This is a genomic window from Halobacterium salinarum DSM 3754, assembly GCF_008124605.1.
In the GTDB taxonomy this organism is placed as follows: Archaea; Halobacteriota; Halobacteria; order Halobacteriales; family Halobacteriaceae; genus Halobacterium; species Halobacterium salinarum.
In genome coordinates this window covers 487366-500292 of the sequence record NZ_VRYN01000002.1, presented here as the reverse complement: position 1 = coordinate 500292, position 12927 = coordinate 487366, and the positions used below count along the sequence as shown (strand labels likewise).

At 68.7% G+C, this 12927-nt stretch carries 14 protein-coding genes and 1 pseudogene; 6 read left to right on the top strand and 9 right to left on the bottom strand.

Features of this window, described 5'->3' with window-relative positions; genetic code table 11:
• Window positions 1–172 precede the first annotated feature (172 nt).
• Window positions 173–289, top strand: a pseudogene (locus tag APQ99_RS12995) (site-specific integrase); the annotation flags it as partial.
• A gap of 219 nt (window positions 290–508) precedes the next feature.
• Here the strand turns inward: APQ99_RS12995 and APQ99_RS07685 are convergent.
• Both APQ99_RS07685 and APQ99_RS07680 read right to left on the bottom strand, forming a co-directional pair.
• Window positions 509–913 (bottom strand): hypothetical protein, encoded by a 405-nt coding sequence (locus APQ99_RS07685; protein ID WP_227970905.1) that lies wholly within the window; start codon window positions 911–913, stop codon window positions 509–511.
• A 149-nt stretch (window positions 914–1062) separates the two neighbouring features.
• On the bottom strand, window positions 1063–1467 hold the full coding sequence (locus APQ99_RS07680; protein WP_010902057.1) for a helix-turn-helix domain-containing protein: 405 nt from the start codon (window positions 1465–1467) through the stop codon (window positions 1063–1065).
• A 343-nt stretch (window positions 1468–1810) separates the two neighbouring features.
• On the opposite strand from APQ99_RS07680, the gene APQ99_RS07675 reads away from it, so the two are divergent.
• The gene (locus tag APQ99_RS07675; RefSeq protein WP_010902059.1) at window positions 1811–2248 is read left to right on the top strand and encodes a DUF302 domain-containing protein; all 438 of its coding nucleotides are present in this window, start codon (window positions 1811–1813) and stop codon (window positions 2246–2248) included.
• 465 nt (window positions 2249–2713) lie between these two features.
• The gene (locus APQ99_RS07670) at window positions 2714–2950 is read left to right on the top strand and encodes a hypothetical protein (RefSeq protein WP_010902060.1); all 237 of its coding nucleotides are present in this window, start codon (window positions 2714–2716) and stop codon (window positions 2948–2950) included.
• A gap of 4 nt (window positions 2951–2954) precedes the next feature.
• Here the strand turns inward: APQ99_RS07670 and APQ99_RS07665 are convergent, their stop codons facing one another.
• Window positions 2955–3383 carry a CopG family ribbon-helix-helix protein gene (locus APQ99_RS07665; protein WP_012289104.1) on the bottom strand — a complete coding sequence of 143 codons (429 nt, stop codon included), beginning with the start codon at window positions 3381–3383 and terminating at the stop codon, window positions 2955–2957.
• 66 nt (window positions 3384–3449) lie between these two features.
• Window positions 3450–3653, bottom strand: coding sequence for a hypothetical protein (locus APQ99_RS07660; RefSeq protein WP_012289105.1), 204 nt, complete (start codon window positions 3651–3653; stop codon window positions 3450–3452).
• Between the two features lie 144 nt (window positions 3654–3797).
• On the opposite strand from APQ99_RS07660, the gene APQ99_RS07655 reads away from it, so the two are divergent.
• The gene (locus tag APQ99_RS07655) at window positions 3798–6071 is read left to right on the top strand and encodes a heavy metal translocating P-type ATPase (RefSeq protein ID WP_010902063.1); all 2274 of its coding nucleotides are present in this window, start codon (window positions 3798–3800) and stop codon (window positions 6069–6071) included.
• Between the two features lie 14 nt (window positions 6072–6085).
• Here the strand turns inward: APQ99_RS07655 and APQ99_RS07650 are convergent, their stop codons facing one another.
• The 5 genes from APQ99_RS07650 to APQ99_RS07630 all read right to left on the bottom strand — a co-directional run bounded on the left by APQ99_RS07650 (window position 6086) and on the right by APQ99_RS07630 (window position 10772).
• On the bottom strand, window positions 6086–6757 hold the full coding sequence (locus tag APQ99_RS07650; RefSeq protein ID WP_010902064.1) for a cytochrome c biogenesis protein CcdA: 672 nt from the start codon (window positions 6755–6757) through the stop codon (window positions 6086–6088).
• Window positions 6754–7287 carry a TlpA family protein disulfide reductase gene (locus tag APQ99_RS07645; protein WP_012289107.1) on the bottom strand — a complete coding sequence of 178 codons (534 nt, stop codon included), beginning with the start codon at window positions 7285–7287 and terminating at the stop codon, window positions 6754–6756. Before APQ99_RS07645 ends, APQ99_RS07650 begins: the two co-directional genes overlap by 4 nt.
• Entirely contained in the window at window positions 7284–7952 is a 669-nt protein-coding gene (locus APQ99_RS07640; RefSeq protein ID WP_010902066.1) for an SCO family protein, read from the bottom strand. Before APQ99_RS07640 ends, APQ99_RS07645 begins: the two co-directional genes overlap by 4 nt.
• Window positions 7953–8207: 255 nt before the next feature.
• The gene (locus APQ99_RS07635) at window positions 8208–9296 is read right to left on the bottom strand and encodes an acetate and sugar kinases/Hsc70/actin family protein (protein ID WP_010902067.1); all 1089 of its coding nucleotides are present in this window, start codon (window positions 9294–9296) and stop codon (window positions 8208–8210) included.
• Between the two features lie 78 nt (window positions 9297–9374).
• Entirely contained in the window at window positions 9375–10772 is a 1398-nt protein-coding gene (locus APQ99_RS07630) for an FAD-dependent oxidoreductase (protein WP_010902068.1), read from the bottom strand.
• A gap of 115 nt (window positions 10773–10887) precedes the next feature.
• Between APQ99_RS07630 and APQ99_RS07625 the strand changes: the two genes are divergently transcribed.
• Both APQ99_RS07625 and APQ99_RS07620 read left to right on the top strand, forming a co-directional pair.
• Window positions 10888–11586: a helix-turn-helix domain-containing protein gene (locus tag APQ99_RS07625; RefSeq protein ID WP_010902069.1), complete on the top strand. Its 699-nt coding sequence runs from the start codon at window positions 10888–10890 to the stop codon at window positions 11584–11586.
• A gap of 93 nt (window positions 11587–11679) precedes the next feature.
• Window positions 11680–12912, top strand: a complete 1233-nt coding sequence (locus tag APQ99_RS07620) for an MFS transporter (protein ID WP_010902070.1) — start codon at window positions 11680–11682, stop codon at window positions 12910–12912.
• Window positions 12913–12927 lie beyond the last annotated feature (15 nt).

Sequence of the window (12927 nt, the reverse complement as noted above, 5' to 3'; positions counted from 1 at the left end):
ACACGAGGCGGGAAAACCGAGTGAATTTGGCTCACTCGACAGGGTGATTCACGGAGGGTGGGCCTCGCCACGGTCCATGCGAGGGAGCCACACCGCGAAAGTGAACGACGGCGTACTTAGTCGAAGGTACCCGAGAGCGCGCGGCTACCGTGCACTCGTGGCTCTGGGTACTCGCCGGGGTGTGTCCGACCGCCTGAACGCGAGCGAGGAGATTCTGGACAAGCACTACGACCGACGCAACAAGCGCGAGCGAGCCAATCAGCGCCGCGACTACCTGCCCAACGAATGATGGACCGTTACAAAGTCAGCCGAAGTTCCGGGTCGAACTGCAACCGTGGAGTCACGAACCGCTAGGGCCCATCCACACTGTGCCTGGCCCCTGAGCACGTGGCTCCAGGGGTAGCTGCGATCCTCATTTCAGTCGGTCTCCCCGGACGCGTCGGCCGCGCCACTCGTTGACTCCCGGTATTCGAGCCACACTGCCGACCCGGGTCGCTGACAGGGCCGCTCACACGAGCGGTCGCGGCTCGATGATCTCGACGAACTCCCCGATCAGGGACCGGACCACGTACTCGATGCTTCCCGCGATGATCGCAAGGAACGAAACAGTGACGAACTTGACCATCAGCATTCCCGACGATTGGGCGCCGAGGAACAGCGCGATTACTACCGCTACGACGTAGCTAGCGCCGATCATCGGCGTCACCACGGACTGATCGATGAACAGATAGCACGAGACACCCACGGTGTTCCCGGCTCCGAACGCGACGAGCATGACGAAGAGAAAGGCCGACGTGCTGAACGTGATGGAGACATCGGACACCAGAATTCCGGCAATGCTGGCGACCGCGGAGACAACACCGAGACCGATCGCAAAGTCTCGCCGCTCGCCTGTGGAGAAGCCAGAACTCATAATCTATCCATCATCAACCGGCAAAATAACGCTTGTGGTGGTGGTCGATCTGTGGTTCCGGCGCACTCGATCAGCCCACGCCTGCAGTTCGTCGCGGGGCGGCAATCAGTTCACGATCGGGCGGCAGCGCAGCCACTGGTGGGGCGCGCTCAGCCTTCGATGGACTGCACGCCGGCGTCCGTGCGGTCGTATTTGGTTTCGAACTCTTGGATGAGCTGGCCCATTTTGGCGTACCAGTCGTTGAGCAGTCGCTGCATGTCGTCCGCGATCTCGGCGGGATCGGTCGGCTCGTAGACGTGATAGTAGCCGCCTTGGTCGTAGTTGATCTGTTCTTTCTGGATGAGTCCCGCGCTGAGGAGGCGTTGAACCGCGCGGTAGGCCGTCGAGCGCTCGCGGTCCACGCGTTCGGCGATGTCGTCGACTGTCAGTGCGTCGTTCGTGGTGACGAGCGCTTGGAACACGCCCTTATCGAGCTGTTTGAGGCCGTGGAAACACTCCAAGAGCCCGTCACAGGTCATGTCGTGGCGGAGTTGTTCAGCCATCGAATCTGGCATTGGCGTTGGGTTCCTCTAGCCGGTTCGACACCAAAAGATTTGTGTAAACTCTATACAATTCCCGGCGCGGGCCGGCGCACACAACCCCGCGATCGGGGCTGTAGCCGTCCGGCACTGGCTCCGTCCGGGTGCCTCGACTCGCTGGCTCCAGTCGGCGTGCTGTACCGCCGTACCCGTTCGCCTGGCGCGGTGTCGCCGCGGCGCTACCCGCCGCCCCGGGTGTGCGCTATGGAGACAATATTCTCGGCTGGTGTGAGTCGGTTGTTTCGCTCGCTGAGGTGTCGGGCGCGCGGTGCTTGTTCTCGCCACCGTTTTGTCCGGCCTGGTCGATACACCACACGGAATGCTTCCCATCGACCCGGCCGCCATCGACCCCGCTGACATCGGCGAACAGCAGGCGACACTGGAACTGTCCCACGAGGACGCCATCGAGCACGTCCGGGACGTATTCACGGATGCCGGCTTCGGTGTCCCCGTGGAGTTTTCGCCCGCGGAACTACTCAACGAGAAGATCGACGCCGACCGCGACCCCTACTACGTGCTGGGCGCGTGTCACCCCGACGTGGCCGATCGCGCCCTCGACGCGACCGACAACCGCTTGGGCGCGTTGATGCCGTGTAACGTGGTGATCTGGGCAGAATCGCCCGGCCGCCAGCGGGTCTATCACGTCTCGATCATGCGCATCGCGCGACTCCTCGGGATGGCTGCCGACGACAGCGAGATGCAGGACATCGTCGCCACCACGGGGGAGATGGTGGACGAAGCGTTCGACCGGTTGTAACATCCCGGCCGGCGGTCAGCCGGTCCGTGGATCGGCGTTCGACTGCCCTGTGCGTTCCGGGGCACTTGCAGCGCCAGAGAACGCCGACACTGATTTATGTGGCTTCCCGTGCTCGTGTCGATCGTGAGGCTTCGAACGTGCGTGCAGTGGGGGTGTCGGCAATCCACATCGCAGCGTTCGGTCTCACAGTCTCTCCTCTCTCCCTCCACCCTTCACACGCTGCAGCGGTGCAGCGGTGGTGACGTGCTCGCGGTTGGGCCCGCGAGCACGATGCCGTCAGTTGACGCCCCGTCGGCCCTCCACGCGTAAGGAGTTACGGCATTGCTGTGGCCGTCGCTCCACGCAGTTCCACAGCCGTTGTCGACGGCCCAGCGTGTCGCTTCGCTTGTGGCGGTTCCTGTCGCCCACCGATTTCGACAGACGTGGTAGGCCAGTTTTATTATCGTCGAAGTACTGCCGTCGGATATGAGCACGCAACGTGACGAGCAGTCAGCTGGCGTCGTGTCATCGGTTCGTGCCATCGACTCGAACCGTCGGAAGCTCGTCTACCTCTATCTCGCGACCCAGGGTGGGGCAACGTTGGACGACCTCAAGGCCGACCTCGAGTTGCCGTTGCTCACGCTCCTTCGTGTCCTCCCGGACCTCCAGGACAACGGCTTGGTCGCTGAGGAAGACGGGCGCTGGATCGCTCAACACACGTAGCGCGTCAGCTCACGTCAGCCAGCCCCCCGAACTCGTCAACCGGAAGCACGGAGTAATCGATGGTTAGTGTGTCCTTGGTCGCGCGGATCTTCCCGACGAACGTCGAGATGGACTCCAGTGACCCCTCCAGCACGAACAGCTCCATGCAGTGGTGACCGCCGACGTGGCTGTGGAAGTTCGACGCCACCAACCCTTCGTGTTCGTGGCGCAGGTGCATCATCTTCTCCTCGACGGTCGTCGTCTCGTAATCGAAGACCACAGTGACCACGCCCATCAGCTCCCGCCCCTCCAGTTTCTTGTCCTCGAACTCGCCGAGCAGGTTTCGGCTGGCCTCCCGGACGACCTCGCTGCGACCGGTGTATCCGTGATCGTCCGCGAAGTCGTCGAGTCGCTCGAGCAGTTCTTCGGGCATCGAGACGCTGACAACGCTCATATAACAACACAGTCCGCACTCAGTATTAAAAAATACCATTCAAGCCGCGTTTGACGGTCCACGTTGCTAACACAGCGTGCCCGAACGAACGTGGGCGTCGCACGCGAACAGCGCGTATCCGACCGCGGCCGCGGAACGTCCGCTCTCGTTTGCGATGTCACGGATCGGGCGGGTCATCGCCACGCAGTCGGCGGTGTCGAAGCGCTCCTGTCGCTCCTCGATGCGTCCGTTGCGCTCGGTTCCCCGCGATGAACGCCGCCATGTGGGCACGCTGGTGGCGGCCGGTGATCCCTGTGCCGCCGCGGCTCAACCTCCTAATTAATAACTCAATCGGATTTTTTTGTTAACTTTGATTAACTCAACCCGGGTAGATAGCAGTAGCGTTCATAACCGTCCGGAACGTACCAGTTCGCAATGTCTTCACGCGATCACCCGCCCGGCGACGGCCTGGTCGAGTTGCGCCTCGACGTGCCCGGGATGGACTGCTCGTCGTGCGCCGGCAGCGTCGCGGACGCCCTCGACGCCACCGCCGGCGTCACCGCCCACGAAGAACAGCCGACGACGGGCTCCGTCGTCGTCACGCTCGACGAAAGCACGGCCACCACGCCGGACGTCGTGGCCGCCGTTGAGGCCGCCGGCTACGACGTCACCGGAACCGACGGCGACCGAGACACCTCCCGGGCGGACGTCTGGACCAGCCCTCGCGCCCTCCAAACCGCGGTCGGCGGCGTGTTCCTGCTCGCCGGACTGGCGTTGCGGTTCTTCGTCGGTGACGCGAACGTCGTGTTGGGGGTGGTCGCCGGCACCAGCCTGCACGCCGCCGACGTCGCGTTCCTCGTCGCGGTCGCGGCCGGTGGCTTCAAGACGCTTCGCAACGGCGCGCGCTCGGCCCGCGACCGCCGCATGGACATCGACTTCCTGATGTCGATCGCCATCCTCGGCGCGCTCACCGCCAGCTTCGCGTTCGGGAAGCCGCTGTACTTCGAGGCCGCGACGCTCGCGGTCCTGTTCAGCATCGCGGAACTGCTTGAGGGGTACGCCATGGACCGCGCCCGCCAGTCGCTGCGCGAGCTCATGGCGCTGTCTCCCGATGAAGCGACGATCATCGACCCCGACGGCACCGAGACGACGGTCCCGGCCGACACGGTTTCGATCGGCGACCGCGTTGCGGTGCGGCCGGGCGAAAAGATCCCGGCCGACGGCGTCGTCGTTGACGGGGACAGCGCCGTCGACCAGTCGCCCGTGACGGGTGAATCCGTCCCCGAAAGCAAGCAGCCGGGCGACGAGGTGTACGCCGGCACCGTCAACGAGACGGGGTATCTCGAAGTCGAGGTCACCGCCGCCCCGGGCGACGACACGCTGTCCCGCATCGTCGAACTCGTCGAGGACGCCCAGTCGAATCAGACCGACCGCGAGCAGTTCGTCGAACGCTTCGCCGCCAAGTACACGCCTGCCGTCGTCGCGCTCGCGGTGCTCACGACGCTTGGATCGCCGTTCGTGCTCGGCGTGTCCTGGCCGACTGCGGTCGTCCACGGGCTGACGCTGCTCGTGCTCGCGTGCCCGTGTGCGTTCGTCATCTCGACGCCGGTGTCAGTCGTGTCGGCCATCACGAGCGCGGCCAACCACGGCGTGCTCGTCAAGGGCGGCACCCACCTCGAAGCCATGGCCGACGTCGACGTCGTCGCCTTCGATAAGACCGGCACGCTGACCGCGGGCGACCTTGCGGTCACCGACGTTCGCGGGCTCAACGGGCACCGCGAGCGCGACGTGCTGGCGTGCGCTCGCGGCCTGGAAGCCCGCAGCGAACACCCCATCGCGGACGCCATCGTGGACGCCGCCGACGAAGCCGGCGTCGACGCGCCGTCGGTCACGGACTTCGACAGCGTCACTGGCCAGGGGGTGCGCGCCACGCTCGACGGCCAACCGCATTTCGCCGGGAAGCCCGCGCTGTTCGAGGAACACGGCGTCGACCTGTCCCACGTGCATGCGACCACTGACGGCGGCCTGCGGGCGGCCCAGCCCGACTGCGAGCACGCCGACTGCCTGGATCTCCGGGCCGACACGATCCCCGACCTCCAGGCCGCCGGCAAGACGGTGGTGTTGGTGGGCACCGCGGACGCGTTGCTCGGCGTGATCGCGGTCGGTGACACGGTGCGGGCGGGCGCAGCCGACACCGTCTCCAGGCTCCGCGAGCACGGCGTCGCTCGGACCGTGATGCTGACCGGGGACAACGAGCGCACCGCGCGCGCCGTCGGCGACGAGGTCGGCGTCGACGCGGTGTACGCCGACTGCCTCCCCGCGGAGAAAGCCAGCGTCGTTGCGGACCTCCAGGACGAACACGGCGACGTGGCGATGGTCGGCGACGGCATCAACGACGCGCCCGCGCTGGCGGCTGCCACAGTCGGCATCGCCATGGGGGCGGCGGGCACCGACACCGCGATCGAGACGGCGGACGTGGCGCTGCTGGGGGACGCCATCACGACGCTACCGTACCTCTACGAGCTGGCCGGGGACACGAACACGGTCATCCGCCAGAACATCTGGGCGAGCCTCGGCCTGAAAGCCGCGCTCGCGGTCGGGGTGCCGTTCGGCCTGGTGCCGATCTGGCTGGCGGTGCTCGCCGGCGACGCCGGCATGACGCTCGGGGTCACCGGCAACGCCCTCCGGCTGGGCCGCATCTCGCCGTAGCCGCCGGCCCAGCGCTACAGGCTGACGCCGACCGCCGACACCTGCCCGAGCCCAACGACGATCTGGCCCACCCCCGCGGCCACCATGACCACGCCCGCGGCGCGCTCGATGGATTCGGTGTACGCGCCGAGCTCGCGCCACGCGTCGACACCCGCGCCTGCAAGCAGCGTCACGCCGACCAGGGGCGCGGCCACGCCCGCGGCGTACACGCCGAGCACGGTCACCGCGCCGGGCAGCGGGTGTTCGACCGCCTGCCCGATGACGCCGATGAACACCGGCACCACACAGCCCGCCGCGGCCAGCGCGTACACGCCGCCGAACACGCCGAACCCGACCACCGACGCGGGACGCTCGGGGAGCACGACGGTGATCCGGGGCCCGCGCCCGGCCGCTGTGAGCACGCCGACCACCACCAGCCCCAGTCCGATCAGGGGCTCGACTGCGGGCAGCGCCGCCTTGACCGGCTGGCCGGCCGCGAGCACCACGCCGGCGACGGCTCCAAGCGTGGTGATCGCGCCCACGGCGGCGGCGGCGGCGGCCGCCACCACCGCGATGTCGCTGTCGCGCTCGGTCACGTAGTAGCCGACGTACCCCGGCAGCAGGGGGAACGCGCAGGGCGCAAAGAACGTCGTGACGCCCGCGCCCGCGGCGAACGCCGCCGCGCCGCCCAACGGGAGCGCACTCATGTGACTGTGTCGAGGCGCTCGCGCAGCGTGGCCGCGGACGCGACCCCGCTGTGTGTGGCGACGATCTCGCCGTCGGCGTCGGTGATGGCGACGAACGGCAGGGCGTTCGCGCCGAAGGCGGCGAGCACGCCGCTCCCGGGGTCGACGCCGAGCGTCCACTCGCCGCCGTTGGCAGTCCACCAGTCGGCCAGATCGCCGCGGGTGAGCGTGTCGCCGACGCGCTCGTTGGTCACCGACACGAACGACACGTCCGGGTAGTCGCCCCGAACCGCGCGCATCGACGCGAGCTGTTCGTCACACCGCGCACACCACGTTGCGAACAGGTCCACGACCGTCGGGGCGTCCGGGCTGGGGACCTGCGCTGTCCCCGCCGTCGATCCCGGCGCGTCCAGGGTCTCGACCGTTCTCGGGAGACCGCCGCTGGCGGCGTCTTCGTCGCCGGGCGAGGGGACGCCGTTGCGGGCCACCCAGACGCTGGCGCCGGTCAACCCACTGCCCGCCAGCGCGGCCAGCACCCGCCGCCGGTTCACGCTTGTCTCACCGTCTCCAGGTCCGCGATGAGCTGCTGCTCGTCCGGCGACTTCGACCGGTACGTCCGCTCCACGTAGCCGTCGGCGTTAACGAGCACGGTCAGCGCCGCGTGTGAGAACATGTACTGCGCCATGTCCTCTGGGTGTGTGCGCTTGAACGTCACGCCGAAGTCGTCGGTCACCACGGCCTTCGCGCGGTCGACGCCCGCCGGCCGCAGGAACGTCCAGTTGTCGGCGTCGGTGTCGACGTGCATCCGCTCGCCGTACGACGCCAGGCGGTCGGCGGTGTCGCGCTCGGGGTCGAAGGTCACGGGCCGCAACGCGATGTCGTCGGCGTAGCCGTTGTTCGCGGCGTGGGTCTGGATGTTCCGGAGCGTCGACACCAACACCGGACAGACGGTCTGGCAGTGGCTGTAGAAGAACGTGTACAACGCCGGGGTCTCGGTCTCCCGGGTCGACACCGTGGCGTCCCCGAGCGCCGCCGGAACCGTGGCGTCGGGGACGCGCTCGCCCCAGGCGGGATACGGGAGCGCGCTGGCGTCGTACTCGTGGTCGGGCTCGGGCAGTACGGTCGGTGTGTCGTCGCCGCCCAGGACACCGAGGCAGCCGGCGGTTCCGGCGGCCGCGGCACTCCCGACCAGCGACAGGTAGGTGCGTCGGCGCATTGGTGCGTGTCAGTGGCTGTGGGGCCACGCTGCGGGCACACCCCGGGCGCTCTGACACACTCGGGGCTGTCTGTCCGGACTTCGGCCGCCACGTTGTTATGGACCCCGATCCGTGCGGGGGAGTCTCAGACACGGTTTCGGTGGACGACCCGCGACAGTCTGACAAGACATTTATCCGCCGGGAACACAGGCAGAACCGCCGGGTAGGGGTACCCGAGTTTTTTGCGCCCGCCGACGCCAGTCCCAGCGACCGCGCTAGTACTCCCCGAGATCGACCAATCGCTCGGCGATCCGGTGTGCGCCGCGCGCCGCCGCGGTCTCCGGTTCGTCGGCGGTCGTCGCCTCGACCTCGCGGTCGATCTCCTCGCCCAGGCGGGTCTCGAACTCCGAGACGATGCCCGGAATGCAGCCCATCCCGCCGGTCAGCACGATCGGGTTGTCAAGCGCCTGCTGGTAGATCTTCACGTAGTCGCTGGCGAGATCCGGCAGGAAGACGTTCGCCACCTCGTCGACGGCCGCGTCCACGAACTCGTCGACGGCGTCCATCACGGCGTCCTCGATGGTGAACTCGTAGGTGCCGCCGCCGGGCTGCTGGATGATGTCGCTGAACGGCTCGTAGTCGTTGAAATCGGCGTGTTGCTCCTTGTACTCCCGGGCCGTCGTGAGGTCGATGTTCACGCGCCCCTGGGTTTCCTCCTCGACGTAGTTGGCGATCCGGCGGTCGACCTCGGTGCCCGTGATCGCGCCCGTCGAGAACGGCGCGAGCTGCTCGCCGCGGCGGTACGCGCACGCCTCCAGGTTCGTCGACCCCATGTTGATCGCGACGAACGTGTCCTCGATGGCGTCGAGGCCGTCGCCCAGCGCGGGCACGGCCCCGCACAGGCTTTCGGGGTACGACGCGATGCGGCGCTCGCCCACCGGCCCGTCCTCGATGATCTCCGCGAGCCGGTCGAGGCCCGCCTCGTTGTCGATGGTGGGGATCGCGTACACCACCACCGAATCCGTGTCCAGGCCGTTCGCGGACGCGAACTCCTCGAAGAACCGCTTGGCCAGACCCGTGGTCTCCTCGTCCTCGGGCAGCCCCGAGCGCAGCATGAACCGGACGCGGTCGGGATACTCCGTGGCGGCTTCCGCCCCGTAGATGACGTGTTCCTCGCCGGTGAGCGCGTCGTCGTAGGTCGCCAGACAGGTCAACGTCTGCGTCACGGACGGACTGTCGGCGTCGTCCTCGGCGACCACGGTGCGCGTGCTCCCGACTTTGACACCGAGCGGCGCTGGCTGCTCGCCGAACTCCATGTCGGCCGTCGACTCCCCGCCGCTGTCGTCCTCGGTATCGTCGGACATGTAGGCCCGTTGAATGGGCCGGGTGAAAACTCTTGTTCCTCCCCGTCTGACGCCTGCAATCAACGCGTCGGCTCCCGGCTACAGCTCGGCCGCGGCGTCCCCGAACAGCCCGTCGAGCACCTCCGGCGTCGTCGGGTGATACGCGCGATCCGGGATCTCACGCACGTCCATCCCGGCGGCCAACACCACCTGCATGGTCTTCGCCATCACGTCGGCGTGATAATGCAGGCCGTGGTATCCCAGGACGGTCCCGTCGTCGGCGTCGACCACGAGGCGCGCCGCGCCGCGCGCGGCGTCTTTGGTCTTGAACACGCCGTCGCTTGACGCGTCGCGCTGACTCGTCACCACGTCGTGCCCGGCGGCCCGTGCCGCCTCGGCGGTCAACCCCAGCGACGCGAACGGGAACACGCCCAGCCCCGAGAACATCACCTGGTGTGAGAACGGGTCGTACGTCTCCAAGTCACCCCCACGCTCGACGGCCAGCGCGTTCCGGCCGGCCGCGTACCCCTCCTCTTTGGCGTTGTGCAGCAGCATGCGCTCGCCCATGGCGTCACCCACCACGAACACGTGGTCGTCGTCGCGGGCCTGCATCGTCGCCGGATCCACCCACTCCGGATCGGGGGTGAGACGTGTCTCCTCGATGCCCGCCGGATACGACGGCGTCCGCCCGGTGAACAGGAACAGCTGCTCGCCCTCGGCGGTCGTCCCGTCGTCGAGGCGGACCCGCACGCCGCCGTCGTCGGTCTCCTCGACGGCCTCCTCCCTGACCTCGGTGCGGATGTCGACGTCGAACTCCTCGCGGTACTGGGCGAGGATCTCCTCGCCGAACACCGGATGGAACGAGTCCAGGGGGCGGTCGTCGTGCTCGATCACGGTGAGGTCCATATCGGCGGCCTCCGAGAGGTACGGCACCAGCTCCACGCCCACGTACCCGAACCCCATGACGACGCCCGAATCAGGGAACTCGGTGGCGTCGAGCACGTCCCGGCTGCCCATCCAGTCGGTGTCCGCGATCCCGGGCAGATCGGGCACGTTCAGCGCCGACCCCGTGCCGAGCACGACGTAGTCGGCCTCGATGCGCTCGCCGTCGACGACCAGCGTGCGGTCGTCGACGAACCGCGCGGTGTCGTGGTGGAACGTGACGTGCTCGCGCTCGGCCATGTCGTGGACGGCCGCCCGCCGGTGCTCCGCGAACCCCAACACGTGGTCGTCTTTGGTGTCCACGACCGCGTCCAAGTCGACGTCCGGCACTGCACCCGTGAGGCGGTCGTCGTGGCGCGCCTGGTAGCGGTGTGCGCCCGCCGACAGCACTTCTTTCGACGGCATACACCCCCGGAGGATGCAGAGCCCACCGCCCGGCTCGCCGTCGTCGATCAGCGTCAAGGTGACGTCCTCGTCGACCAGTTCCTCGGCGGCAGCCACGCCCGCGCTGCCGTACGCGCCGACGATCACGACGTGTGGTTGCTCGGTAGTCATACCCGTACATCACCGGGCCGCACCCAAAGGGGTTGGCCCCCGCGCGGCGCTCGCCGGCATCACCGTCAGCACACCGTCACTAACTGTAAGTCACTGGGCCAGCTATACACATAGGATGCGTGACGTGACCCTGCGGGTGCGCAACCACGGCGCGCCGGCAAGCGACGTGAGCGCCGACTACCCCGCGGTGACGGTGCGCGCCGTCTCCTCGCTGCCCGGCAGCGACGGCGACCGCAGCCGCATCCTGGCCGTTCGCGGCCCCGGGGACCACGTCCAGGGGTTCCTGGACACAGTCGCCGCCGCCGACCCGGTGCGCTCGGTCGACGCGTGGTCCGGCCGCGACGCCGACCACGTCTTCGTCGCAGTCACCCACGACACCACCGACTGGCGGTCCGTCACGGCCCACCTCGCCGACCACGGCATCCACCACCGCGGCGGCTCGGTCGTTCGCGCCGGCTGGGAACACTGGACGCTGTACCTTCCGGACGGCGATCCCGACCCCACGGAGGCCGTGGCGGCGATCGAAGCCGCCGGCAGCGACGCCGAACTCGTCGCCGCGGCCAGCGTCGAAGCGGGTGCCGGCGGCGAGCACTTCGCGGTCTCCCGGATGTTGGACGCGCTCACCGACCGCCAGCGGGAGGTCCTCGCGCTCGCCACGCGCATGGGCTACTACGACGAAGCGGCGACCGTGCGCGTCGCGGACATCGCCGACGAGATCGGGCTCGCCGACACCACCACCTGGGAGCACCTCTCGCGCGCCGAGGAAACGGTGATGGCCGAAGTGGGCGCGCACCTCGCAGCCCGCGGCCACTGACACGCCCCGGAATCAGCAGGCATACCGGTGCGCCCGCTGTTCGGTCCAGCATGCACCCGCCCGCGCAGCCCAGCCGCCAGCCGGTGACGCCGAATGCCCGACGCTGATCACGCCGCCCGGGCGCGCGCCCACCTCGGGTTCTCCCGGTGGTGGCTCGTGCTCGCGGCGGCCGCCATGATGGCGGTCGTCGGCCCCTACCAGTACGTCTGGAGCAGCCTCCGCGAGCCGGTGGCTCGCCACCTCGGCATCGAGGCGGCCGCGCTCTCGACGGTGTTCACGCTGTTCGTCGTCGTGCAGGCCGGCAGCCAGTTCCCGGTCGGCTGGTGGCGCGACCGCCACGGCCCCCGCGGGGTCGCCGTCGTCGCCGCGTTCCTCGCCGGCGGCGGCTACCTCGGGCTGTCCGTCGCCCGAACGGTCTGGCAGCTCTACCTGGCGTACGCGCTGGGCGCGCTGGGCGTCGGCATCGTCTACACCGTCGCCGTCAACACCGCGCTCAAGTGGTTCCCGGACCGCCGCGGGCTCACCGCCGGCGCCGGCACGATGGCGTTCGCCGCCGGCAGCGCCGCCCTCGTCCCCTACGTCCGCGCGAACACCGGCCCCGCGCTGCCCGCGGACGCCTACGTCGGCGTCCTCCGGACGCTCGGCGTGCTGGTGTTCGTCGTCGTGCTCGGCGGCGCGCTCGTGCTCCGCGATCCGCCGGCGGGGTGGCGGTCGGCCGGCGACACCGCCGCCCACACCGGCCCCCAGTTCAGCTGGCGGGAGCTGATCCACACGTGGCAGTTCTGGCTCATGTACGTCGTGTTCGTCGCCGTCTCCGGGGCCGGCCTGATGCTCACCGAGAAGGTCGTCTCCTACGCCGCCCACCTCGGGCTGGCCGGCGGCATCGCCACCGCCGCCGCCACACTGCTGCCGCTTGCTGGGGGCGTCGGCCGCCTCGTCGTCGGGGGCGTCAGCGACCGCGTCGACCGCACGACCGCGATGGCGGCGACGTTCACGGCCGTCGGCGTCGGCCTGTTCGCCGTCGCGTTCTTCGGCGTCCGCGGCGACGGCGTGGGGTTCGTCGTGGCCGTCGTCGCCGCGACGTTCTTCTGGAGCCCCCAGTACACGCTGTTCCCGAGCGTCGTCGGCGACTACTACGGCGAACAGCACTCCAGCGCGAACTACGCCCTCCTGTACTCGGGGAAGGTGTGGGGCGGCGTCTTCGGCGGCACCGTCACGGGCGCGCTCGTCGGCTCGCTCGGCTGGACGGAGACGTTCCTGCTCGGTGGCGTCCTCGCCGTCGCCGCTGGCGGGGCGACCCTCCTGCTGTCACCACCGGACGGGTGACGCGGCGGTGACAGC